Genomic DNA, 22,694 nt, shown 5'->3' on the forward strand with positions numbered 1-22,694 from the left:
GTAGACTAAGCTTGGCGTTTATCAGATTTATAAATGGTGTCTTTCAGCATCTTGTTGGCCATGCCCTGGAAAGCGGCTTTGTCTACGCCCACCAGCACCAGCACCAGCAGCACGAGGTAGAAGCCCGCCACAATGCCGAAGCCCCAGAACGAGCTATCGAGGGCCGAATTAAGGGCCAGGCCGGCAAAGACGCTGAGAAAAACCACGAACATCAACCCCAGAATGGCCAGGGTGGCGCCGTGCAGGGAGTTAACGAAAGCCGCGGAGACCTTTTGCTGCACTTCGAGGCGCACCAGGTCGATGCGGGTGTCGAGGTAGCCGGTCAGGTTGCCAATCAGGCTGTCGTTGCGGGGTGTTTTGGAGGTGTCGTCGTCGAGAACCATACGGCGCGAAGTTGGAGTGGCAAGAAAGAACAGGAAAGAAAAAGAATCGCGGCAGCCCCATAAACCGTAAAATCAGCGCCGGCGGATTGAGCCAGTTCTACGGAAAATATCGTTACATGGCTGACTTTTGTAACGTCCTTCGTGTTTGGTGCCCAGCGTGAGTCAAAATCATTATCAAGTCCTTGGCGTAGCTCCCACGGCCGCCGCCGCCGAAATCAAGCGCGCCTACCGGCAGCTGGTGGTGCGCTACCACCCCGATAAGCACGGCGGTGATGTGCGCTACGAAGACCAATTCAAGGCGGTGGCCGTGGCCTACGGCATCCTGGGCGACCCCGGCCGTAGGGCCACCTACGATTTTCAGCTGGCCCAGGCCGCCCGCCGCGCCGAAGAGCTCCGGCGCCAGCAGCAGCACCGCCCCGCCGCCCAGCACGTATACGGCGTGCCCATGCCGCCGCCCGCCCCGCTGCGCACCCGCCCGCCCGCGGGCAGCCGCGAGCGGCACTACCAGCGCATTCCGCGCCAGCGCGCCCGCTTCACCCGCCGCGACTGGAGCCTGACCGTGCTGCTGCTGCTGGGCATCACGCTGTTTGCGCTGGCCGTGAAAGTGACCATGGACCGCGTCACGGCCAACAGCAACTACGAAGACGGCCTGCGCGCCTATGGCCGGGGCCAGCTGGCGGCAGCCTACAGCTTTCTGGAAGAAACCCTGCACTTCCGGCCCAGCTACGCGCCCGCCCTGCGCCGCCTCGCCGAGCTGGAGCTGCTGGTCAACCACGACCCCCGCGCTGCCCGCGCCGATTTTCAGGCGGCCCTGCTCGAGCCCCAGTCCCACCGCGATGCCGCCGACATGCTCTACCGCCTCGGGCGCTGCGAAACGGAGCTGGGCCTGCCCCGGTCCGCCGAGTTCAGCTACACCCGCGCAATCAGCCTCGACACGGCCCTGAGCGCCGCCTACCTGGCCCGGGGCAAAGCCCGCCTGCTCGACCTCAACCTGCCGGGGCTGGCCCTGGCCGACCTGAGCCACGGCCTTGCGCAGCGCCAGCGGGCCAATGTGCCCACTCCGTGGGCCTACGTGCAGATACGCGGCCTGGCCTACACCGCCCTGGGCCGCTACGACGAAGCCCGCGCCGAATACTTCCGGGTGCTGCAAGCCCGCCCCCGCGACGGCCGCACCCACTTCCTGCTCGGCCGCCTGGCCGCCCAAACCGGCAACAAGCGCGCCGCCTGCGAATTCTACCGCCGGGCTCTGAAGTTGGGCTACGAGTACGCCCGCACCGCCGAGGAAAGCTGCCCATAAGGCCCCAACAGAGGCAAGGGTGAGTAGAACGACAACTCCCCTCCTTACCAAGGAGGGGACGCTCAACTGCCAAGTTGAGCTGGGGTGGTTGCGGGCGTTGAACGGCTCGCGCTCGAATCGTTCGGGTATCGTTCAACGAATTCAACCACCCCCGTCCGAGCCTGCGGCTCGAACATCCTCCTTAGCAAGGAGGGGAGTGGTCGGTCTGCCTCACCCCAAAACGCAAACAACCGCCGCGGGCACGAAGCCCACGGCGGTTGTTAAAGTTGTGCTTTCTAGCTCAGAAAAGCCTTACTGAGGCATCAGCACGGTATTCACAACGTGAATCACGCCGTTGCTCTGCAGCACGTTGGCGATGGTCACGGTCGACACGCCGCCTTTCTCGTCTTTCAACTGAATGGTTTTGCCTTTCGCCATGGCCGTCAAGGTGCCGCCGCTCACGGTTTTGAGGGTAGCCGTGCCTTTGCCGGCTTTGATGGCCTTCATCAGGTCGGCCGAGGTCATGCGACCGGCCACCACGTGGTAGGTCAGAATTTTGGTGAGGGTCGCCTTGTTCTCGGGCTTCACCAGCGTTTCTACCGTGCCGGCGGGCAGCTTGTTAAACGCCTCGTTGGTGGGCGCGAACACCGTGAAAGGGCCGGCGCTTTGCAGGGTTTCTACCAAGCCAGCGGCTTTCACAGCGGCTACCAGCGTGGTGTGGTCTTTCGAGTTAACGGCGTTTTCCACGATGTTTTTCGTGGGGTACATGGCAGCGCCGCCCACCATCACGGTGCCGGCCATTTTTTTGCCCTGGGCCGAAACGTTAGTAGTAACAGCAGTGCTCAAGAGGACTGCAATGGCGAGGGAGAAAAGGGTCTTTTTCATCTGAATAAATAAATGGTTGGATGTTTTGAATTATGACCCACCTACGCTGCTGCTTCCGCCTGCGGATTGCATGGCGGTTAATATTTCTGGATTAGGGCCCGTTCGTTTTGTTGGGAACCACACCCCTGCCGGGCACAGCCCCTCCCCCTGCTGGCCCCCGCTAGCGCGCGTCTGCGACGCGCTGCGGACTGGCCTCGAGCCTGTGGCTCGGCTATTGAACGACGGCGCTAGCGTATTCTAAACCCGAGCCATAGGCTAGAGACCAGTCGGCAACGCGTCGCAGACGCGCGCCAGCAGGGCCGCAGGCTCGATGGCAATCGGCAGTGCGTCGCAGATGCGCCCCAGCAGGACGTTTGGCAACTAATTCCCTCCGACATCACGAAAGGAAAGTCAGCAAAACGAAAATGAACTATAACAGCAGTCTTTAAGCATCGAATCGGGGCCTTCTGTCCGATATTCTTTCCGACCCAAAAGAAAAAACCCCACTTCTGATATAGAAATGGGGTTTTTCGTGGCAACAGTTGGAATCGAACCAACGACACCAGCATTTTCAGTGCTGTGCTCTACCAACTGAGCTATGTTGCCGTTTCCCCGTAGCAGAAAGGCGCTTTGGGGACCGCAAAGGTACGAAAGCAAAACGATGGCGCAAGAAATCCGGTAAAAAAAGTGTTGAGGCTTTAACACTCTCCAGCAATATACTCGGCATGCCGAGTATATTGCACCCCAAACGTTCCCGCTTCCTTACCTTTACCGTATGTTGCAATCAATCCTTTTTCTGCTGCTCCTGGTAGCTGCTTTTGGCTTCTTCGCGTGGCAAGTCCGGAAAATCCGCGCCAACATCCTCGTGGGGCGCGACCGGGACATGAGCGGCCACGCCGCCGAACGCTTCCAGAAAACGCTGCTCGTCGCCTTTGGCCAGCAGAAGATGTTCAAGCGCCTCACGCCGGCCCTGCTGCACCTGGTGGTGTACGTGGGCTTTCTGGTAATTAACATCGAGGTGCTCGAGATTGTGGTCGACGGCCTGTTTGGCACCCACCGCTTTCTGAGTTTCCTCGGGCCGGTGTACAGCCTGCTCATGGCCACCAACGAGGTGCTGGGCGCGCTGGTAATCATCGCCGTGGCCGCGTTCTGGTGGCGCCGCAATCGCAAGCCGCCCGTCAAGCGCTTTACCGGCGTGGAGCTGCGCGCCTGGCCCCGGCTCGATGCCAACATCATCCTCTACGTGGAGGTAATTCTGATGGTGGCCCTGTTCACGATGAATACCTCGGATCTGAAGCTGCACCAGCTGCGCGGCGAAACGCTGCCAGGCGCCTTCCCAATCAGCAGCCTGCTTACGGGCCTGTTGCCGGCCAATGCCGGGGCACTGCACCTGCTGGAGCGCTTTGGCTGGTGGGCGCACATCACGGGTATTCTGCTGTTTCTCAACTACCTACCCAGCTCCAAGCACTTCCACATCATTCTGGCTTTCCCGAACGTGTGGTACTCGCGCCTGGTGCCCCAGGGCCAGTTCTCTAACGTGGAAAGCATTACCCACGAGGTGAAGGCCATGATGGACCCCAGCTTTGTGGTGCCACCCGCTCCTACCGCGCCCGATGGCTCGGCCCTGGCCCCCACGCCCTTCGGCGCCAAGGACGTGGAAGACCTGCCTTGGACCAACCTGCTGAACGCCTACTCCTGCACCGAGTGCGGCCGCTGCACCTCGGTGTGCCCCGCCAACCTGACGGGCAAGCTGCTCTCGCCGCGCAAAATCATCATGGACACGCGCGACCGGATGGAGGAGAAGTATAACTCGCCCGTGATATTCCGGCCCAATGTGTACGGCGCCGAAGCCAAGCACGAGCCCATCACGGACTTGGCCAACGCCACGCTGCTGCGCGGCAAAGTGACGCCTGAAGAGCTCTGGGCCTGCACCACCTGCAACGCCTGCGTGGAAAGCTGCCCCGTGAACATCAACCCGCTGGAAAGCATCATCGAAATGCGCCGCTTCCTGGTGCTGGAAGAGTCGGCCGCGCCCAATTCGCTCAACGTCATGTTCTCCAACATCGAGAACAACGGCGCGCCCTGGGCCTTCTCGCCGTCGGACCGCTTCAACTGGGCCGACGACTTGTTTGCGGCCGAGAAGCCCGCGAAGGCAGCGGTAGCTTAGGCTGCACAACAACAGCACGTCATACTGAGCGTAGCCGAAGTATCTCGCGTGCTGTTAGTAAATCAATCGTTCAACGATGCGGGCGAGATGCTTCGGCTGCGCTCAGCATGACGTGCTAATCAACTATTATGACTCCCGAAGCTCCCACCAAAAAGCAAATCAACGTTCCCGTCATGGCCGATTTGGCGGCCCGCAACGAGTCGCCCGAAATCCTGTTCTGGGTGGGCTGCGCCGGTGCTTTTGATGACCGGTACAAGCGCGTGACCCGTGCCTTCGTGCGCATTCTCGAGCACGTGGGCACTAAGTACGCCGTGCTGGGCCTGGAGGAAAGCTGCACCGGCGACCCCGCCAAGCGCGCCGGCAACGAGTTTCTGTTTCAGATGCAGGCCATGACGAACATCACGACGCTGAACGGCTACGGCATCAAGAAAATAGTGACGGCCTGCCCCCACTGCTTCAACACCATCAAGAACGAGTACCCCGCGCTGGGCGGCGACTACGAGGTGATTCACCACAGCACCTACCTGCAGCAGCTCATCAACGAGGGCAAGGTGGGCGTGACCGGGGGCGAGAGCTTCAAGGGCCGCCGCATCACCTTCCACGACAGCTGCTACCTGGGCCGCGCCAACAACATCTACGAAGCCCCGCGCGACGTGCTGGCCGCCCTCGACGCCGACCTGGTGGAGATGAAGCGCAGCCGCGCCAACGGCCTGTGCTGCGGGGCCGGCGGGGCCCAGATGTGGAAGGAGCCCGAGCCCGGCAAAAAGGACATCAACATCGAGCGCACCGAGGAGGCCCTGGCCACCCTGAGCGGCGCCGCCGAAGCCCTGGCCAACCTGGGCGGCGTAGAAACCGAAACCAGCGCCCCCGGCCCGCACGACCTACAAGGCAGCATCATCGCCGTGAGCTGCCCGTTCTGCATGACCATGATGAGCGACGGCGTGAAAAACAAGGAACAGGAAAGCCGCGTGCAAGTGTTTGACCTGGCAGAGCTGGTAGCTTCCGCCGAGGGCATCAACGCCTAACCGCGACTTTACTCTACCCTCGGCACGCTGCCCCAGCACGTCATGCTGAGCGTAGCCGAAGCATCTCGCGTGTAGCAGTAAATCAACCGTCGTGCGATTTTGATTACTACCACAAGCGAGATGCTTCGGCTACGCTCAGCATGACGTTCTTTTGTTTAGGGATTTTACCCTTCTCCTTTTAACAATTTGGTCCCATGTACGTTGCTTTTGACCAGCTGCCCCCCGAGGCCCGGGTGTGGATTTACCAGGGCAGCCGCCAGCTCACCGGGCCGGAGGTAGTGGGTGTATTGCCCCGCCTGGCGCGCTTTGCCGAGGAATGGACCAGCCACGGCCGCACCTTGCACGCTTCGGCCGAGTTTCTGCACCAGCAGTTTCTGGTGATTGGCCTCGACGAGGGCCCGGCCGGGGCCAGCGGCTGCTCCATCGATGCGTCGGTGCGGTTTGTGGCCCAGCTGGAGCGGCAGCTTGGGGTGGAGCTGCTGGAAAAGTCGCAGCTGGCCTTTCTGCACGGCGGCACCGTGGAACTGCTCAAGCGCAGCGAGCTGCCGGCCGCCGTAGCCAACGGAACCATCAAACCCGAAACTTTTTATTTCGATAACACCTTAGGCACTAAGGGTGAGCTGGATACAAAGTGGCCTCGCCCCGCCGGCGAGACCTGGTTGGCCCGCTACTTCGGACAGGCGGAAAAAAACCGGCTACTTGCGTGAATGCTACTTAAACGTAGTATTATTGCTAACCCAAAAATGCCCGCTCGGGCCCAGATTTCGGGGCCCGTCCCCCTCCCTACCCCACCCCCACTATTCATGAGGAAGCTATTATTCGTTTGTGTTGCGGCTGGCGCTTCCGCGCTCCTTAGCGGCTGTGCCACCACGGGCAGCATGAGCAAGGGCGACAAGCAGTTCGCACGCGGCCAATACGAGCTGGCGATTCCCCTCTACAAAGCCGATGTGGCCAAGGGCAAGAACGCGGCCCTTGCCAACTTCCGCATTGGCGAAGCCTACCGCATCTCCAACCGGGTGGAGCAGGCCGAGCCCTTCTACAAGGCCGCCCTGGACGGTGGGGTGAAAAACGCCGACGCTGGCTTCCGCTACGCCGAGGCGCTGCGGGCCAACGGCAAGTACGACGAAGCCGCCGCGCAGTTTACCACTTACGCCGCCAACGGCGGCAACCGCAACCTGGCGGCCCGCGCCGAAACCGAAGCTAAGAACGCCGCCGCCAGCAAGGCCGTGGCCGCTATCAAGAACAAGTACGACGTGACGCCGGTGGACGCCCTGAACTCGGCCGCGTCCGACTTTGGCGGCACGCTGCTGGCCAGCACCGGCGACTTCGTGTTTACCTCCGGCCGCGACGGCAAGAAGTACCTCGGCAACGGCGAAACCTTCGACGACCTCTACGCCATCAAGTTTGACAACGCGGCGGCCTTGAGCGGCGGCACGGCCCGCAAGCTCGAAGGCCCCTTCAACTCCGTAAACAAGCACGAGGCCAGCGCGACCTACACCCCCGACGGCAAGACGATGGTGTTTGCCCGGTCGAATGACGGCAGCAAAAAAGGCTACCTGAGCGTGGACCTCTGGATTTCCTACAACAAGGGCGGGGTGTGGAGCGAGCCGGTGCTCGCCAACATCAACGACCGCACCGCCGATGACTTCTCGCCGGCTTTCGCGCCGGACGGCACCACGCTGTACTTCGCATCGAGCCGCAAGGGCGGGCAGGGCGGCAACGACCTGTACAAGGCCACGCTGGGCCCGAACGGCCGCTTCTCGTCGGCCGAGAACCTGGGCGAAACCATTAATACCGCCGGCAACGAAAACTTCCCCGGCGTAGCCCCCGATGGCACCCTGTATTTCGCTTCGGACGGGCGCCCCGGCGTGGGCAAGCTCGACATCTTCATGGTGAAAAACGGCCAGGCGGTGAACCTGGGGGCCGATGTGAACAGCATTGGCGACGACTTTGCCCCGGTGCCGACGGGCGCCGACGTGGGCCTGTTTAGCTCGAACCGCGCCGGGGGCAAAGGCTCCGACGACGAGTACATGTTCAAGAAGAAGCCGCTCAAGCTGGTGACCTTCTACGCCGACGGCACCGTGCTCGAGCACGACGACAAAGCCAAAACCACCCTGCCAATACCCGGCGCCCAGGTGTCCATCATCGGGGCCAACGGCCAGCGCCAGACGGTGACGAGCGGCCCCGATGGCAAGTTTAGCGTGAAGCTGGACTCGGTCTCGGTATATACACTGGTGGCCGAGCGGCCCGGCGACTTCGCCGCCCGCGCGGGCCTGAGCACCGTGGGCCGCAAGCCCAGCCAGGACCAGCTGCCCAACCTGACCAACGACATTCGGCTGCCGGTGACCCTGACGCTGAATAAAATCATTTTGGCCAAGGCCATCGAGGTCAAAGACATTCTCTACGACTACAACAAGTACGACATCCGCCCCGATGCCGCCATTCGCCTCGATACGCTGGTGCAGACGCTGGTTGACAACCCCAAAATCTCCATTGAGCTGAGCTCGCACACCGACCAACGCGGCAAGGACGCCTACAACATGAAGCTCTCGCAGCAGCGTGCCCAGGCAGCGGTGGACTACATCGTGAGCAAGGGCATCGACAAGTCGCGCATCACGGCCAAGGGCTACGGCGAGTCGCGCCCCATCATCGTGGCGCCCAAATCGGAAGCCGACTACCAGCGCAACCGCCGCACCGAGTTCAAGGTGACCCGCGTAGCGAAGTAGCCGCTTCGGCATACATTAAGAGAAGCCCCCGCAGCCAGCGCCGCGGGGGCTTTTTTGTGCTGGCATTTTCGGCAAAATCAGGGCCGACCACGCCCGCCTCACGCTGGCTTGAAACGTGGCATAGCTTTTGAAAATAGTTAAAATGCCGCTCGGCTTTACGGACGGCATTTCTCTTTCAGCACCATGAAAAAGGCTTTACTATTTGCCCTGGCTGGACTGCTCGCCGCCGTGGCTCCCGCCCTGGCGTACCCGCCCGCCCCGGCCAATGTTAACTTCGCGTCGGAGCGCGGGGTGCCGTTTGGCCTGGTGCTCGACGGGCGCCCCCTCACCCGGGGCATGGCCCGGCAGGTGCACGTCGAGCAGCTGGGCCCCGGCCTGCACTGGGCCGATTTCACCGTACCCACGGCCTACGGCGGCGCGGTGCGCTTCCGCAGCCGCGTGTGGCTGGAGCCCGGCCTCGAAACGACGTTTGTGCTGATTACACGCTCCGGGCGCCCGCTCGATTTGCGCCAGGTGAACGCCGTGCCTTTGTATGGCCCGGGCCGTGGCTACTACAACGACGGCTGCAATGGCGGCCGCTACAACAGCCCGGCGCCGTATGGCCAGGGCGGCAACAGCTACCCCAACAACGGCTACCCCTACAATGGCGGCAACCAAAGCAATGGCAGCTACCCCAATAATGGCAGCAATCAAAACAACGGCTACGGCAATACTCCCGGCGGCTACGACAACTCGCCCAACCCCAACGACGGGGGCTACTACCCAAACTCGGCCGCGAATAACTACCGCACCATGGCCCCGCAGGAAGTGGATGCACTGGTGCAAGCCGTGCAGCGTCCCTTCGAAGCCAGCAAGCTGAGCATGGCCAAGGATGCCTTGGCCCAGAGCAGCATCCAAACCGATGACCTGAAGCGCCTCCTGCGCAGCATGCAGTTCGAATCGGCCAGAGTTGAACTGGCCAAGTTTGCCTACGCCCACGTAGTCGACCCGCAAAACTTTTCCCGCGTGTACGATGCCTTTGACTTCGATGCCAGCGTGCGCGAGGTGCAGCAGGCCGTGGGGGCAGCGCCCCAGCGCTAAACGCATGCCGTGTATAAAAAAAGGCCGCTGTGATTACCACAGCGGCCTTTTTGTTGTGGCAATAGCAAGTTGGGCTAACGCAGGCGGTCAGCGCTACGCACCAGTTGCTCGTCGCGGCGGATGAAGCGGTTGGCCAGCAGGTTGAGCAGCAGGGCCAGGGTGGGCAGGTAGAAACCGGCCAGGAATTGCCCTTGCAGCTTCAGGTTGAGCAGTTGCTCGCCCTTGTTGGAAAAGTAGAAGAACGCGCCAAGCGTACCGGTAATGAGCAGCAAGTTGATGGAGCCGAGCAGCAACTGCTTGCCGCGGCTGCGAAATTGAAAAATTTCGTAAAAAGCCACCGCGGCCGACGCGGCCGCCAGCAGCCCAATTACCCAAACGGGCCCAATGGTGCCCGGCAGTTGCAGGCCTTTGGCAGTAAAGCCAAACGCGGTGAGGGTGAGTTCCTGGTGGGTGAGGCCGTCGACCTTGTGCCAGAGCGGCAGGGCTAACACGCTGAGCATGGCCAGGGCCAGCAACAGTAAAAACACGCTTTGGATTCTTTGTATCATCTTTGCTGTTGGTAAAAAATGCCCCGGGCTTCTGCCGGGGCCACAAATTTAATCCCATCCGGCGCTTGCGCCGCTATTGATACTCCGAATGCCAACTGCTTATGTCGTGGACGCGGTGCGTACCCCGATTGGAAAATTTGGCGGCGCGCTCAGCAGCGTCCGCCCCGATGATTTGGCCGCGCACGTACTCCGCGAGCTCCTGCGCCGCAATCCCTCCCTTGATAAGAGTGCTGTAGAAGACGTCATTATTGGCGCTGCCAACCAGGCCGGAGAAGACAACCGCAACGTGGCCCGCATGGCCGCGCTGCTGGCCGGCCTGCCCATCACGGTGCCCGGCAACACCGTGAACCGCTTGTGCGCCTCGGGCCTGCAAAGCATCATGGACGCCGCCCGCGCCATCAAAGCCGGCGAGGGCGACGTGTACCTGGCTGGCGGCACCGAAAGCATGACCCGCGCGCCGTTTGTAATGGCCAAGTCGGAGTCGGCCTTCGGCCGCGAGCTGACGGCCCACGACACCACCCTGGGCTGGCGCTTCGTGAACCCGCGCCTGAGCAAGCTGCACTACCCCTTCTCGATGGGCCAGACGGCCGAGAACGTGGCCAAGCAGTTCGGCGTCACCCGCGAAGAGCAGGATGCTTTCGCTTTCGAAAGCCAGCGCAAATACGCCCGGGCCCTGGAGAAAGGCCGTTTCCGCAAGGAAATTGTGCCGGTGTTCATTCCGCAGCCCAAGGGCGACACGGCTTTGTTTGACACCGACGAGCAGCCCCGCTTTTCGTCTCTTGAGAAACTGGCGACGCTCAAGCCCGCGTTCCAGCCCGATGGCGGGACCGTCACGGCCGGCAACTCGGCCGGCATCAACGACGGCGCGGCCGCCGTGCTGCTGGTGAACGAGGACGCCCTGGCGCGCTACAACCTCAAGCCCATTGCGCGGGTGGTGGCCTCGGCCGTGGCCGGCGTCGACCCGTCGGTGATGGGCCTGGGTCCAATTCCAGCCACCCGCAAGGTGCTGGAACGTGCCGGCCTGACCCTGGCCGACATCGACCTGATTGAGCTAAACGAGGCCTTCGCCGCCCAGAGCATCGCCTGCATCCGCGAGCTGGGCCTGGACCCGGCCAAGGTGAATGTGAACGGTGGCTCCATTGCCATCGGCCACCCGCTGGGCAGTTCGGGCGCCCGCATCACGGCCACGCTGCTGCACGAGATGCAGCGCCGCGAAGGCGCACGCTACGGCCTGGCCGTGATGTGCGTGGGCGTGGGCCAGGGCGCCGCCGTGATTTACGAGAAGCTCTAAGCCGGCAGCGCCCTGACTAGTAGGGCGTCATGCTGAGCTTGCCGAAGCATCTCTCCCGCATAGCAAAATCAATTACTTGTGCGGGAGAGATGCTTCGACAAGCTCAGCATGACGTTCTTTTTCCCGCCTCATACGTGCGCTACTTTCTTCACTTCGCCTACGACGGCACGCGGTACCACGGCTGGCAGGTGCAGCCCAACACCCTCACCGTGCAGGCCGAGGTAGACCGCTGCCTCTCGCAGGTGCTGCGCCAGCCCATCCACAGCCTGGGCAGCGGGCGCACCGATACCGGCGTGCACGCCAGCCACCAGGTGGCTCACTTCGACGCCGACTTGCCCGCGGGCATGACGCTGGAACTACTGCTCTACCGCCTACGCCGGTCCCTGCCCACCGACATTGCCCCCCTGCGCCTGCACCCCGTGGCCGACGATGCCCACGCCCGGTTCTCGGCCGAGGAGCGCAGCTACGAGTACTTCGTGCTCACGCCCCACCCCGACCCATTCCGGCGCGACCACGCCCTGCACCTGGACCGCACGCCCGACATAGCGGCCATGAACGAGGCCGCGGCTTACCTCGTCGGGCAGTTCGACTTCACCTCGTTCTCGAAAGTGAAAGGCGGCGTAGACCACTACGTGTGCTACCTCTACGAAGCGGGCTGGCACCCTGCGCCGGGTGGGCTGGTGTTCCGCATCCGGGCCAACCGCTTTGTGCGCGGCATGGTGCGGCTGGTGGTGGGCACACTGCTGGAAGTGGGCCGGGGCAAGATGACGCCGCGCCAGTTTCAGGAGCTGCTCTGGTCCCAGCGGCGGGTTGATGCTGGTGGGGCTGCGCCGGCCCGGGGCTTGTTTCTGAGCAAGGTGGAGTACGGCCCGGGCGTGGTGCCGGAAGCAGAAGGCTAGGGAGACATAGCGTTTTCCAGAACGTCCTGCATTGGCTGCACTCAGCCGGTCGTTCTACCGGTTTGTACAGACTTTTTCGTCCCGGCGCGGTTTACTCCCGACCTTTGCCCCACTTATGGACCCCACTACTGCTACTAAAACCGGCCAGGTATTCGATTGGGCGGTGCTGCGCCGCTTGCTGGCCTACGTTCGGCCTTATCGCCGCGTCTTTATTGGGCTGATTTTTCTGACCGTGGCCACGGCGGTATTGGGCACACTACGTCCCTTCCTCATCCAGCGCATGGTGGACGTGAGCATCGAGCAGGGCGACATGAAGAGCCTCAACGCCATGTTCATGCTGCTGCTGGTGCTGCTGGTGGCGCACGCCGGCGTGAGCTATTTGCAGACCTACTACGGCGGCTGGCTGGGCCAGTACATCGTACGCGACATCCGCACCGACCTCTACCGCCACCTGCTCAACCTCAAGCTGAGCTTTTTCGACCGCACGCCCATCGGCGTGCTGGTCACGCGCAATATCTCCGACGTCGAGACCCTGTCCGACGTGTTCAGCGAAGGTCTCGCAGCCATGGTGGGCGACATTCTGCAGCTGCTCTTCATCATGGCCTTCATGTTTTACATCGACTGGCGGCTCACGCTCATCAGCCTCTCGGTGATTCCGCCGCTGCTCTTCTCGACCTACGTGTTTAAGGAGAAAATCAAGAAGTCGTTTCAGGACGTGCGCAACGCCGTGGCCAAGCTCAACTCCTTTGTGCAGGAGCACCTTACGGGCATGAATGTAGTGCAGATTTTCAACAACGAGGAGCGGGAATTCCGCAAGTTCGAGGCCATCAACAAGGAGCACACCGACGCCAACATTCGCTCGGTGCTCTACTACAGCATCTACTTTCCGGTAGCCGAGGTGCTGGGCGCCATCGGCGTGGGCCTGCTGGTATGGTACGCGGCCCAGGGCCAGATTGAGGGCACCATTTCCAAGGGCGCGCTCATCGCCTTCATCATGTACAACGCGCTGTTTTTCCGGCCCATCCGCCAGATTGCCGACCGGTTCAACACCCTGCAGCTGGGCCTGGTGAGCACCGAACGCCTCCTCAAGCTGCTCGACAACAAAGACCTGGTGGCCACCTCCGGCACCTACGCCCCAGCCGAGCTGCGCGGCGAGGTGGAGTTCAAGCACGTCAAATTTGCCTACAACGAGCCCGAATGGGTGCTCAAGGACATCAGCTTCCGCGTGCTACCGGGTCAGACCATTGCGTTTGTGGGCGCTACGGGCGCGGGAAAGACCAGCATCATCAACCTGTTGAGCCGTTTTTACGACATCCAGGAAGGCAGCATCTGCATCGACGGCCGCGACCTGCGCGAGTACGACCTGAGCTTGCTGCGCCGCCAAATCGGGGTGGTGCTGCAGGACGTGTTCCTGTTTGCCGGCTCCATCCGCGACAACATCACGCTGGGCAACAAGACCATCGGCGACGCCCAAATCTGGGAAGCGGCCGACCTCGTGGGCGCCCGCCGCTTCATCGAGCGCCTGCCCGGTGCCCTCGACTACCCGGTGATGGAGCGCGGCGCCACGCTTTCGGTGGGCCAGCGCCAGCTCATCAGCTTTGTGCGCGCCATGGTGTACCAGCCCCGCGTCATCGTGCTCGACGAAGCCACCTCGTCCGTCGATTCGGAAACCGAGGAGCTGATTCAGGCCGCCATCGAAAAGCTCATGCAGGGCCGCACGTCCCTCGTTATTGCCCACCGCCTGAGCACCATCCAGAAAGCCGACAAAATCATTGTCCTAGACAAGGGCGAAATCAAGGAAACCGGCACCCACGAGGAGCTCCTGCGCATCGAGGGCGGCTACTATGCCCAGCTCTACCGCATGCAGTACATCGTGGCCAATGATTCGCTTAATGAAGAATTAAAAATGAGGAATGAGGAATGAGGAATGAGCAAGCTCGGCTTGGTTCTGATTCTTCCTCATTTTTAATTCTTCATTAAGCGAAGCGTAATATGACCCGTTACCTCTTCCTCGCCGTTATTCTGCTGACCCTGGCCGCCGCGGGCACCTACGTTTACCTGGGGGGTGCCCGCGAGCCCAAGGTGGCGCTCGAAACCACGACTGCGCCGCTTTACCTGGCGGGCCAGCTCTACCACGGCTCCGTGCGGGGCGATGCGTTCGGCCAGTTGTTTCGCCGCGCCAAAGAAGCGCAGACCCAGCAGGGCCGCGGCGACCTGGCCAACCTTTATTTCAACGACCCCGAAACGGCCCACGACACCATCACGGCATTTATTGGGCTAACCGTAGCCGATACCACGCACTCGCTGCCGGCCGGCTTTCGCTACCGCATAGTGCCAGCGGGGCAGCGCATCGTGGCCGCCCGCCTCACGGGCGTGAGTTACCTATTGGCGCCCAATAAGCTCTACCCCGCCGCCCTGGAAGCCATAAAAAAGCAGAAGCTCACGCAGCGCGGCGATTTTTACCTCGAACGGTTTGGCGCCGACGATGCGTCCGAAGTGTGGGTGGGTGTGAAATAGCGCCAAGGCCTCCGCAGGTCTGAAAGCCCTATGGGACGCAAGTGCCTGACCAAACCGCATAAAAAAACTCAGCCCTGAGGCCGAGTTTTTCTTTTTAGCTCAATTTCGAAGCCCTTCTTGGCTTAGCGACCAAAGTAGTAGGTGCCGCCGAACATGAGGCGGTCAAAGCCGAAACCGGCGCCGAAGGTGCTGGAGGTGCTTTCGTACCCGGCCGGGGTAGTGGTGTTGGGGTAATTGGGGTAGTCGTACTTGTACCGGTTGAAGGCCAGCGAGCCAATGGAAGCGCTGACGCCAAACTTCGGCACGGGAAAGAAGATGATGCCGGGCGTCAGCTCAGCATAGTAGCCCGAACCTTTGAAATCGATAATCGTGGCATTGCCGCTGTTGCTGCTATACGCATGGTCCTTCGCCACCTGGAATCCGGCCCCCAGCGTGCCCAACACGCCAAACTGGTCGCTTATCATCTTGTAGTACTGCACATAAGGCCCCACCCGCAGGGTAGTGGCCGGGTCTAGCTCGGCCCGAACCGTAGCCGGCGCCGGCGAGTAGGTGGTGTACGGCCGGCGGGAAGCCACGTAGCCCAGGCTAACCCCCACGGCCAGGTTATCGGCCAGGAAATAGCCCACCGAAGGCGAGAAGGTAAACTGGCTGGTAGTTGTTTCCTGCGAAGTCGCGTTGCCGTTCTGCGAGCTGCTGTTTTTACTGGTGTTCCGGCTGTAGCCCACGTTGCCGCCCACCGAGATGGTGCCCGCACTGATGCTTTGCGCCTGTACAGCGTCGGCGCTTACGACCAGCAGCACGAGGAGGAGAAACTTCTTCATTTGAATAAGTAGTAGAATGCGTGAAGCCGCAAAGGTATAGGCCGCGCGCAAAGCTGAGTGCCAGGCAGGATTCGCCACGCCTTATCGCCCAGCACTTGGTTACTGACCAAGTATTTCTAAAAAAATCGGTTGTACGCTTGAAGGCCTCGCCATGAACCCGGCGACGTCTTATCCCACCCCAACCCCAGTGCTATTGCCCTATGCCGCCGGCCCTTATAGTGCCGCTTTTCCTCCTCTGCAGAACCAGCCGCCCTATTGAGCACCCCAAATCAGGGGCACCACCCAGGGTTTATACGTACACCACCCTATAAATAACAGGTATAAATACTCATTTAAGTTCTATTAAACTCGTTCCAGAAACCTAAAAAGCCGAGCTAAGTACAGACAATGGCAATGCCTTGGGCACCCACTACAGTAAAATGCTCGAATGGGTCCTGCAAAAGCCGCCCCCCTGAGTGCGTGATTCACCCTAACCTTAACCCAGTGTTCTTATGCTAGCAATGGATTTCAGAGGCCCGAAAAGGGTCCGCGCTGTTCAAAAGCCCATGCCCGAAATTTTGCATCCCGAAGATGCAATCGTGAAGGTGATGCGCACCTGTATTTGCGGGTCTGACCTGCACCTGTACAACGGCAACGTGCCGGACACCCGCGTGGGCATGACGTTTGGACACGAGTTCATCGGCGAGATTGTGGAAATCGGCTCCGAGGTGACCAATGTAAAAATCGGCGACCGGGTGATGGTGCCGTTCAACATTGCCTGCGGGCGCTGTATTTTCTGTAAGCAGGGCATGTTTGGCAACTGCCACGAATCCAACTCTGAGGCCACGGCCGTGGGCGGCTTCTTAGGGTATGCTCACACGGGGGGCGGCCACAACGGTGGCCAGGCCGAGTACGCGCGGGTGCCCTACGCCAACTTCGGACCCACAGTAATTCCGGCCGGCATGGACCTCGACGATGCCGTGCTGCTCACCGACATCACTCCAACCGGCTACCAGGCCGCCGAAATGGCGGGCATTCAGCCCGGCGATACGGTGGTGGTGTTTGGCGCGGGCCCGGTGGGCATCATGGCGGCACGGTGCTGCTGGCTGTTCGGCGCGGGCCGCGTCATTATTATCGATAAAGAAGACTACCGGCTCGAATTCGCCAAGAACTTCGCCAAGTGCGAAGCCTACAACTTCGAAAGCGACATGGAAGACCCGGTTATGTTCCTCAAAAAGATAACCGACTGGATTGGCCCCGACGCCTGCATCGACGCCGTGGGCGCCGAAGCCGCCGGCAACACCATGCAAACCATTACCGGGCGCAAGCTGCTGCTGCAGGCCGGCTCGGCCACGGCGCTGCACTGGGCCATCAACTCGGTGCGCAAAGGCGGCGTTATCTCCATTGTGGGCGTATACGGCCCCACCGACAACCTCGTCCCCATTGGCAACGTGCTCAACAAGGGCCTCACCATTCGGGCCAACCAGGCCTCGGTGAAGCGCCACCTGCCCCGCCTGATTGACCACGTCATGAACGGAATCCTCAAACCAAGCGAGCTGATAACGCACCGCATCCCCCTCGAGGAAGTGGCCGACGGCTACCGCATTTTCTCGGCCAAGCTTGACAACTGCATCAAGCCCGTGCTCATCCCTCCAACCGCTAATAGCTAAGTCGCGCACCATGGAAAAGACCGCAAAAGATTTTGCCCACATCCCCGGCTGGGGCATCGATGCCGACCCCAAAAACGAACCCACCTACCCAAACCGGCACCGGACCGGCGAGGAACACGACGGCCGCTCTTGGGTACGCCCCACCCAACAGGTCATTCAGGAGGAGGTGCTGCACTCCATCGAGCGCCCCGACTACACGGCCGTGGTCGGCAACTCGGTGCCACCTTCCGGCCTGAGCGGCATGATTCGGCGCTTCGCCTTCAAGTACAGCGAAAACAGCTACCTGCACTGGCTGCCGCTGCTAATGGCCGACAAGGTGAATGTGGTGGAAGGCATTTTGGATGACTTCGCCCACGGCACCGTGCCCAATATTTTTGCCGAAAAGGGTTACAAAGCCCAGTGGAAATACGACAAAAAAAGCCTGATACTGAAGATGGCCACCCTGGCGGCCGTGGTGGGCGGCACCGTGGTGCTACTGAGCCAGAACAACGGCAAGCGCCGCCCTTCCAGCCAGGCCCGCTACAAAAGGAATCCGCAGTGGAGCTAAACGCGGAGGCCCTTCCGTGGGGGCTGTGCTGCCGGCACGCGCGCATCCAGTGAGAAGGGCCACAAAGAGCATCACAACAAAAAGCCCCCTGAACGATGGTTCAGCGGGCTTTTTGTTGGTGATGTTATTTGGGTCGGGGTGGCAGGATTCGAACCTACGGCCTCGTCGTCCCGAACGACGCGCGCTACCGGGCTGCGCTACACCCCGAAGGCAGGCCGATGGGGCGGCCTGTTTCTATTTCCAATTTAGCGGCCGAAAAAAGCCTCCGAACCCGTAAGTTCGGAGGCTTCTGAGAGCGGCTGCTCTTCCGTCGGAGTGGCAGGATTCGAACCTACGACCTCCAGCACCCCATGCTGGCGCGATACCAGGCTACGCTACACCCCGATTGGTATTGGAGCGACAAAGGTAAGCGCTTTTTGGTGTTTGGTGCAAGCTGAGGGCAAATAAAGTTTGTTGACTTCTCAAAGCCGGCATCCTTGGCACGTGCCTTGCTCAACCGTAGGCGCTTACGAGTCTGAGAATTTATTAGCTTTACGCTAGCAATTTTAAACTCGTCCATTCGTATACTGAATTATGAAACATCTATTACTCCTTCTACTCGCTGGCCTGCTGCTGCCGGCCGCCGCTTGGGCTCAGGGAACGCCGGCACCTGCTGCCACTCCCGCCGCTGCCCCCGTCCCCGAATCTGCGCAGGAGGCCATCCTGCCCAGCGGCGTAGTGGCTGCTCCGGCTAAAGCCGCTGCTACCGCTCCCGTTGTCAACGCCTCGCGCATCGCACCTGCTCCCGAGACGCCCGCAGCTAACCCCAACGCCATCAAGATAAAGGCCGAAGCTGCGGCGGGCCACCTCACGGTGAAGACTGATAACCCCGGCCCTACCCGCGTGGAAGTAACCGACGTGGGCGGCCGGCCCGTGATTACTCACACCATGATGAACGGCCAGACCGCCGCGGTGCTCAACGTGAGCCAGCTACCGGCTGGCGCCTACATCGTGCATTGCACCGCCTACGAAAAAACCGGTACCCGCCGGGTTATGATTGGGCAATAGGCCAGAAGCCTAACCTGAGTAACTCGGGTGCTCCTTCCAAGTGGTATACCCCAATAAAAAAAGCGCCCCCACAACTGCTGCCGGGGCGCTTTTTTATTGGAGCGCAAGGAACAAGCCTAATTGCAACCGGGGCTTAGCCCAAGGGCTCGAGCAGGTCCCACTTATTGCCGTACAGGTCTTCGAAGACGGCGACGTGGCCATAGGCTTCGCTGCGGGGCGTTTCGAGGAAGCGGAGGCCACGGGCCTGCAGTGCGGGATAGTCGCGCCAGAAGTCTTCGGTGTGCAGAAACAGCCAGACGCGGCCGGCCCCTTGCTGCCCTACGCCGCGCTTTTCCTCGTCGGTTTTGGCTTCGGCCAGCAGCAGGCCACAGCCGGCGGGGCCGGGCGGCGCTACCACCACCCAGCGCTTGCCCTCACCCATATCCTGGTCAGCGGCCAGGGCAAAGCCCAGTACGTTAGTGTAGAAGGCAATGGCCTCATCGTAGTTGCGCACGAGGAGGGTAACGTGGGCTAGGCGTTGGTTCATTCGGTGAGATTGCGAAATGGTGAGCTAGTGAGTTTAATAGTCAACTGGTGCAGTTGCGGTCAGCTGAAGGTCAACTCACTAGCTCACCATAACCACTATTACGCTTCCTCCGTTTGCAGCTGGCGTTCGTACAGTGCCCTGTACAGGCCGTTGGCATCGGCCATCAGGGCCTCGTGGGTACCGTGCTGCACTATCACGCCGTCGTCGAGCACCAGGATTTCATCGGCCAGCTTCACCGAGCTCACGCGGTGCGAGATAATGAGGCTGGTTCGCTGGGCCATGATGCGCTGCAGGCTGCCCAGGATGGCATTCTCGGTCTTGGTGTCCACGGCCGAGAGCGAGTCGTCCAGAATCAGGATTTTGGGCTCTTTCACCAAAGCGCGGGCCATGCTCACGCGCTGCTTCTGGCCGCCGGAAAGGGTGATGCCCCGCTCCCCTACTTTGGTGTCGAAGCCCTCCGGAAACGCCAGGATGTTCTCGTACACATCGGCATCCTTGGCCGCTTGCAGCATGCGGGCCTCGTTGGGCTGGTCGAGGCCGAAATTGATGTTGTTGCGGATGGAATCGGAGAACAGGAATACGTCCTGCGGCACGTAGCCAATTTGGCCGCGCAGGGCCTGCAGCGAATAATCCCGCACATCGGTATCGTCGACGCGGATGCCGCCGGCCGATACGTCGTACAAGCGGCAAAGCAGCGCTGCTACCGTGCTTTTGCCCGAGCCGGTGTTGCCGATAACGGCCAGCGTCTGGCCCGGCCGCACGCGGAAGCTCACGTCTCTCAGTGCCTGAATGCCGGTATCGGGGTAGGTGAAGGAAACGTGGTCAAACACAATGTCGCCCACCAGCTCGCGCTGCACGTTCTGGCGCGAAACGATGTCGGTTTTCTGGTCCAGAAACTCATTAATCCGAGCCTGCGATGCCTCGGCCCGCTGCACCAACGACGACGTCCAGCCCAACGCCGTCACGGGCCAGGTCAGCAGGTTCACGTAAATCAGGAACTCGGCGATGGTGCCCGTGGTGATGGTGCCCCGGATGACTTCCTGGCCGCCCACCCACACCGTGATGAGCGTGCTTAGCCCAATGAGGAACAGGATGAGCGGGAAGAACAGCGAGTTGACGAAGTTCAGACTCAGCGACTTTTCCTTGTACTCGTTGCTGGCTGCGGCAAACTGCGCGTGCGAATCGGCTTCCCGCACAAAGGACTTGAGCACCCGAATGCCCGAAAAGGCTTCCTGCACAAAGGTGGTCATGCCGGACAGAGCCTTCTGAATCTCGTCGGACTTTCGCTCGATTAAGTTATTGACGTAGAAAATACTGACCGACAAAATGGGCAGCGGCAGCAGGGTGTAAATCGTCAGCTTCACATTCACGATGAGCATGAGCGGCACGATGAGCAGGAACAGCAGCACCAGTTGCAAGAAATACATGATGGCCGGCCCGAGGTACATGCGCACCCGGCTCACGTCCTCGGAAATGCGCGACATCAAGTCGCCGGTGCTGTGGCGGCGGTAGAAGCTGAGCGGCAGCGACTGGTAGTGCTGATAAATCTGGTTCTTCTGGTCGTTTTCGATGTGCCGCGACATCACGATGAGCGTCTGGCGCATGAAGAACAGAAAGATGCCGCGCAGCAGCGCCAGCACGATAATCAGCACGCCGTAAAACAGCACGTTGCGCCCAAACAGCTGGTACACGCTGCTCTGGGCCTGGGTGCCGGCGTAGAGGTGGTAGAGGTCGATGCCTTCGTTCACTAAATCGAAGGCGTAGCGCACCAGTTGAGCCGGAAAAATGGCCAGCAAGGTGCTCAGCGCCACGAAAAGCACCCCGGCAAGGAAGTGCCATTTGTAGCGAAAGATGAAGGGGTTAACGGCGGAAAGTGCGCGCACAGGCTGGGTGGGAAAGAGGCCGGTATGGGAAAATAGGGGTACTTTTGCGGCCTGAAAGAGAAGTCAGAACACCATACCGCTGGCCGAAAAGTACCTTACTGGCTTCGTTGAGCTAATTCAATTGCTTACGCAGCAAAGATGCTTCGCGGCGCGCGGCATGACGGGCCGGCTTCTCCGTATAAGAACCTAACAAAGTTACGCCACACTCTTCCCAACCCTAAATTCCCACCACTTTCAATTACCCCCACATGATTGAAGCCCAAACCCTGGCTCCCGAAGCCATATTCGGTCAGATTGCCGAACACCAGCACGAGCAGGTCGTGTTTTGCCACGACCACGAGACGGGCCTGAAGGCCATTATCGGCATCCACAATACCGTGCTGGGCCCGGCCCTGGGCGGCACCCGCATGTGGCACTACGCCAGCGACATGGAAGCGCTGAACGACGTGCTCCGCCTATCGCGTGGCATGACCTACAAAGCGGCTATCTCGGGCCTGAACCTGGGCGGCGGCAAGGCCGTCATCATCGGCGATGCGAAAACCCTGAAGACCGAAGCGCTGCTGCGCAAGTTTGGGCGCTTTGTGAAGAACCTGAACGGCAAGTACATCACCGCCGAGGACGTGAACATGACCACCAAGGACATGGAGTACATCCGCATGGAAACCAAGCACGTAGCAGGCCTGCCCGAGAGCATGGGCGGCTCCGGCGACCCCTCGCCGGTGACGGCCTTCGGCACGTACATGGGCATGAAAGCCGCCGCCAAAAAGGCGTTCGGCTCGGATAGCCTCAAAGACAAGCGCATTGGCGTGCAGGGCGTGGGCCACGTGGGCACCTACCTGCTCGAATACCTGCAGAAAGAAGGCGCCAAGCTCATCGTGACCGACTACTACGAGGACCGGGCCCTGGAAGCCGCCGCCCGCTTCGGCGCCACGGCCGTGGGCCTAGAGGAGATTTATGACCAGCAGATGGACATCTACTCGCCGTGCGCGCTGGGAGCTACCCTCAACGACGAAACCATTCCGCGCCTGAAGTGCCAGGTAGTGGCCGGCTGCGCTAATAACCAGCTCAAGGTAGAAAACCAGCACGGCCCCGAACTGGTCCGCCGCGGCATCGTGTACGCCCCCGACTTCCTCATCAACGCGGGCGGCCTTATTAATGTATATTCCGAGGTGGTAGGCACCAGCCGCCAGGGCGCCCTCACCCAAACCGAAAAAATTTACGACTACACCCTCCAGGTTTTGGCGAAAGCCGAAGAAGAAGGCACGCACCCCCAGGCCGCCGCTATCAAGCAGGCCAAGGAGCGCATCGCCAGCGTGGGCAAGGTGAAGTCGACTTACTAGAGTCACGTCATGCTGAGCGCAGCCGAAGCATCTCTACTGCAATGCTAATCATAGTTAGCTCAACGAAGCGGGAGAGATGCTTCGGCTGCGCTCAGCATGACCTGC

The 22,694-nt window shown here is 61.0% G+C and carries 20 protein-coding genes and 3 tRNA genes; 14 read left to right on the forward strand and 9 right to left on the reverse strand.

Features of this window, described 5'->3' with window-relative positions; genetic code table 11:
- Window positions 1-5 precede the first annotated feature (5 nt).
- Entirely contained in the window at window positions 6-383 is a 378-nt protein-coding gene (locus AUC43_RS04055; protein ID WP_068190215.1) for a phage holin family protein, read from the reverse strand.
- Between the two features lie 157 nt (window positions 384-540).
- On the opposite strand from AUC43_RS04055, the gene AUC43_RS04060 reads away from it, so the two are divergent.
- On the forward strand, window positions 541-1,680 hold the full coding sequence (locus AUC43_RS04060) for a J domain-containing protein (protein WP_199243494.1): 1,140 nt from the start codon (window positions 541-543) through the stop codon (window positions 1,678-1,680).
- Between the two features lie 291 nt (window positions 1,681-1,971).
- On the opposite strand, the gene AUC43_RS04065 is transcribed toward AUC43_RS04060, so the two are convergent.
- The gene (locus AUC43_RS04065; RefSeq protein ID WP_068190218.1) at window positions 1,972-2,544 is read right to left on the reverse strand and encodes a fasciclin domain-containing protein; all 573 of its coding nucleotides are present in this window, start codon (window positions 2,542-2,544) and stop codon (window positions 1,972-1,974) included.
- A gap of 512 nt (window positions 2,545-3,056) precedes the next feature.
- Window positions 3,057-3,129 (reverse strand) — tRNA-Phe (locus AUC43_RS04070).
- A gap of 169 nt (window positions 3,130-3,298) precedes the next feature.
- Here AUC43_RS04070 and AUC43_RS04075 point away from each other — a divergent pair.
- The 5 genes from AUC43_RS04075 (at window position 3,299) to AUC43_RS04095 (ending at window position 9,521) form a co-directional block, all read left to right on the forward strand.
- Window positions 3,299-4,690: a 4Fe-4S dicluster domain-containing protein gene (locus AUC43_RS04075; RefSeq protein ID WP_068190221.1), complete on the forward strand. Its 1,392-nt coding sequence runs from the start codon at window positions 3,299-3,301 to the stop codon at window positions 4,688-4,690.
- A 173-nt stretch (window positions 4,691-4,863) separates the two neighbouring features.
- On the forward strand, window positions 4,864-5,715 hold the full coding sequence (locus tag AUC43_RS04080; protein ID WP_068198196.1) for a (Fe-S)-binding protein: 852 nt from the start codon (window positions 4,864-4,866) through the stop codon (window positions 5,713-5,715).
- A gap of 194 nt (window positions 5,716-5,909) precedes the next feature.
- Window positions 5,910-6,422: a hypothetical protein gene (locus tag AUC43_RS04085; protein ID WP_068190223.1), complete on the forward strand. Its 513-nt coding sequence runs from the start codon at window positions 5,910-5,912 to the stop codon at window positions 6,420-6,422.
- 96 nt (window positions 6,423-6,518) lie between these two features.
- The gene (locus tag AUC43_RS04090; protein ID WP_068190226.1) at window positions 6,519-8,441 is read left to right on the forward strand and encodes a CHU_0125 family OmpA-like outer membrane integrity protein; all 1,923 of its coding nucleotides are present in this window, start codon (window positions 6,519-6,521) and stop codon (window positions 8,439-8,441) included.
- A gap of 183 nt (window positions 8,442-8,624) precedes the next feature.
- Entirely contained in the window at window positions 8,625-9,521 is an 897-nt protein-coding gene (locus tag AUC43_RS04095; RefSeq protein WP_068190228.1) for a DUF4476 domain-containing protein, read from the forward strand.
- Between the two features lie 74 nt (window positions 9,522-9,595).
- Here AUC43_RS04095 and AUC43_RS04100 read toward each other — a convergent pair whose 3' ends face one another.
- On the reverse strand, window positions 9,596-10,069 hold the full coding sequence (locus AUC43_RS04100) for a DUF4293 family protein (RefSeq protein ID WP_071885812.1): 474 nt from the start codon (window positions 10,067-10,069) through the stop codon (window positions 9,596-9,598).
- A gap of 88 nt (window positions 10,070-10,157) precedes the next feature.
- Between AUC43_RS04100 and AUC43_RS04105 the strand changes: the two genes are divergently transcribed.
- From AUC43_RS04105 to AUC43_RS04120, 4 genes are all read left to right on the forward strand, one after another.
- Window positions 10,158-11,360: a thiolase family protein gene (locus tag AUC43_RS04105; protein WP_068190233.1), complete on the forward strand. Its 1,203-nt coding sequence runs from the start codon at window positions 10,158-10,160 to the stop codon at window positions 11,358-11,360.
- A 134-nt stretch (window positions 11,361-11,494) separates the two neighbouring features.
- Complete coding sequence (gene truA, locus AUC43_RS04110) at window positions 11,495-12,259, forward strand: tRNA pseudouridine(38-40) synthase TruA (RefSeq protein ID WP_068190235.1); 765 nt, start codon at window positions 11,495-11,497, stop codon at window positions 12,257-12,259.
- A 115-nt stretch (window positions 12,260-12,374) separates the two neighbouring features.
- Complete coding sequence (locus AUC43_RS04115) at window positions 12,375-14,183, forward strand: ABC transporter ATP-binding protein (RefSeq protein WP_068190237.1); 1,809 nt, start codon at window positions 12,375-12,377, stop codon at window positions 14,181-14,183.
- Between the two features lie 68 nt (window positions 14,184-14,251).
- Entirely contained in the window at window positions 14,252-14,776 is a 525-nt protein-coding gene (locus AUC43_RS04120; protein ID WP_068190239.1) for a hypothetical protein, read from the forward strand.
- Between the two features lie 122 nt (window positions 14,777-14,898).
- Here the strand turns inward: AUC43_RS04120 and AUC43_RS04125 are convergent, their stop codons facing one another.
- Window positions 14,899-15,597, reverse strand: coding sequence for an outer membrane beta-barrel protein (locus AUC43_RS04125; RefSeq protein ID WP_068190241.1), 699 nt, complete (start codon window positions 15,595-15,597; stop codon window positions 14,899-14,901).
- A gap of 491 nt (window positions 15,598-16,088) precedes the next feature.
- On the opposite strand from AUC43_RS04125, the gene AUC43_RS04130 reads away from it, so the two are divergent.
- Entirely contained in the window at window positions 16,089-17,246 is a 1,158-nt protein-coding gene (locus AUC43_RS04130; protein ID WP_068190242.1) for a zinc-dependent alcohol dehydrogenase, read from the forward strand.
- Between the two features lie 10 nt (window positions 17,247-17,256).
- Window positions 17,257-17,793 (forward strand): hypothetical protein, encoded by a 537-nt coding sequence (locus AUC43_RS04135; protein ID WP_068190245.1) that lies wholly within the window; start codon window positions 17,257-17,259, stop codon window positions 17,791-17,793.
- A gap of 133 nt (window positions 17,794-17,926) precedes the next feature.
- Here AUC43_RS04135 and AUC43_RS04140 read toward each other — a convergent pair.
- Window positions 17,927-18,000: transfer RNA gene (locus AUC43_RS04140), tRNA-Pro, on the reverse strand.
- 103 nt (window positions 18,001-18,103) lie between these two features.
- A tRNA-Pro gene (locus AUC43_RS04145) sits at window positions 18,104-18,177 on the reverse strand.
- Window positions 18,178-18,366: 189 nt separating this feature from the next.
- Here AUC43_RS04145 and AUC43_RS04150 point away from each other — a divergent pair.
- Window positions 18,367-18,840 (forward strand): T9SS type A sorting domain-containing protein, encoded by a 474-nt coding sequence (locus AUC43_RS04150; protein ID WP_068190249.1) that lies wholly within the window; start codon window positions 18,367-18,369, stop codon window positions 18,838-18,840.
- A gap of 133 nt (window positions 18,841-18,973) precedes the next feature.
- Here the strand turns inward: AUC43_RS04150 and AUC43_RS04155 are convergent, their stop codons facing one another.
- Together AUC43_RS04155 and AUC43_RS04160 are read right to left on the reverse strand one after the other, a co-directional pair.
- Complete coding sequence (locus AUC43_RS04155) at window positions 18,974-19,366, reverse strand: VOC family protein (RefSeq protein WP_068190252.1); 393 nt, start codon at window positions 19,364-19,366, stop codon at window positions 18,974-18,976.
- A gap of 98 nt (window positions 19,367-19,464) precedes the next feature.
- Window positions 19,465-21,249: an ABC transporter ATP-binding protein gene (locus tag AUC43_RS04160; RefSeq protein ID WP_068190254.1), complete on the reverse strand. Its 1,785-nt coding sequence runs from the start codon at window positions 21,247-21,249 to the stop codon at window positions 19,465-19,467.
- Window positions 21,250-21,497: 248 nt separating this feature from the next.
- On the opposite strand from AUC43_RS04160, the gene AUC43_RS04165 reads away from it, so the two are divergent.
- The gene (locus tag AUC43_RS04165; protein WP_068190256.1) at window positions 21,498-22,589 is read left to right on the forward strand and encodes a Glu/Leu/Phe/Val dehydrogenase dimerization domain-containing protein; all 1,092 of its coding nucleotides are present in this window, start codon (window positions 21,498-21,500) and stop codon (window positions 22,587-22,589) included.
- The last annotated feature ends 105 nt before the right edge of the window (window positions 22,590-22,694 follow it).

Origin of the sequence: Hymenobacter sedentarius (assembly GCF_001507645.1) — a bacterium.
Classification (GTDB): domain Bacteria; phylum Bacteroidota; class Bacteroidia; order Cytophagales; family Hymenobacteraceae; genus Hymenobacter; species Hymenobacter sedentarius.

Bases quoted from the DNA above. Each gene is read 5' to 3' on its own strand.
- AUC43_RS04055 (WP_068190215.1), bottom strand. From the start codon at position 383: ATGGTTCTCGACGACGACACCTCCAAAACACCCCGCAACGACAGCCTG.
- AUC43_RS04065 (WP_068190218.1), bottom strand. From the start codon at position 2,544: ATGAAAAAGACCCTTTTCTCCCTCGCCATTGCAGTCCTCTTGAGCACT.
- AUC43_RS04075 (WP_068190221.1), top strand. From the start codon at position 3,299: ATGTTGCAATCAATCCTTTTTCTGCTGCTCCTGGTAGCTGCTTTTGGC.
- AUC43_RS04080 (WP_068198196.1), top strand. From the start codon at position 4,864: ATGGCCGATTTGGCGGCCCGCAACGAGTCGCCCGAAATCCTGTTCTGG.
- AUC43_RS04085 (WP_068190223.1), top strand. From the start codon at position 5,910: ATGTACGTTGCTTTTGACCAGCTGCCCCCCGAGGCCCGGGTGTGGATT.
- AUC43_RS04090 (WP_068190226.1), top strand. From the start codon at position 6,519: ATGAGGAAGCTATTATTCGTTTGTGTTGCGGCTGGCGCTTCCGCGCTC.
- AUC43_RS04095 (WP_068190228.1), top strand. From the start codon at position 8,625: ATGAAAAAGGCTTTACTATTTGCCCTGGCTGGACTGCTCGCCGCCGTG.
- AUC43_RS04100 (WP_071885812.1), bottom strand. From the start codon at position 10,069: ATGATACAAAGAATCCAAAGCGTGTTTTTACTGTTGCTGGCCCTGGCC.
- AUC43_RS04105 (WP_068190233.1), top strand. From the start codon at position 10,158: ATGCCAACTGCTTATGTCGTGGACGCGGTGCGTACCCCGATTGGAAAA.
- AUC43_RS04115 (WP_068190237.1), top strand. From the start codon at position 12,375: ATGGACCCCACTACTGCTACTAAAACCGGCCAGGTATTCGATTGGGCG.
- AUC43_RS04120 (WP_068190239.1), top strand. From the start codon at position 14,252: ATGACCCGTTACCTCTTCCTCGCCGTTATTCTGCTGACCCTGGCCGCC.
- AUC43_RS04125 (WP_068190241.1), bottom strand. From the start codon at position 15,597: ATGAAGAAGTTTCTCCTCCTCGTGCTGCTGGTCGTAAGCGCCGACGCT.
- AUC43_RS04130 (WP_068190242.1), top strand. From the start codon at position 16,089: ATGCTAGCAATGGATTTCAGAGGCCCGAAAAGGGTCCGCGCTGTTCAA.
- AUC43_RS04135 (WP_068190245.1), top strand. From the start codon at position 17,257: ATGGAAAAGACCGCAAAAGATTTTGCCCACATCCCCGGCTGGGGCATC.
- AUC43_RS04150 (WP_068190249.1), top strand. From the start codon at position 18,367: ATGAAACATCTATTACTCCTTCTACTCGCTGGCCTGCTGCTGCCGGCC.
- AUC43_RS04155 (WP_068190252.1), bottom strand. From the start codon at position 19,366: ATGAACCAACGCCTAGCCCACGTTACCCTCCTCGTGCGCAACTACGAT.
- AUC43_RS04165 (WP_068190256.1), top strand. From the start codon at position 21,498: ATGATTGAAGCCCAAACCCTGGCTCCCGAAGCCATATTCGGTCAGATT.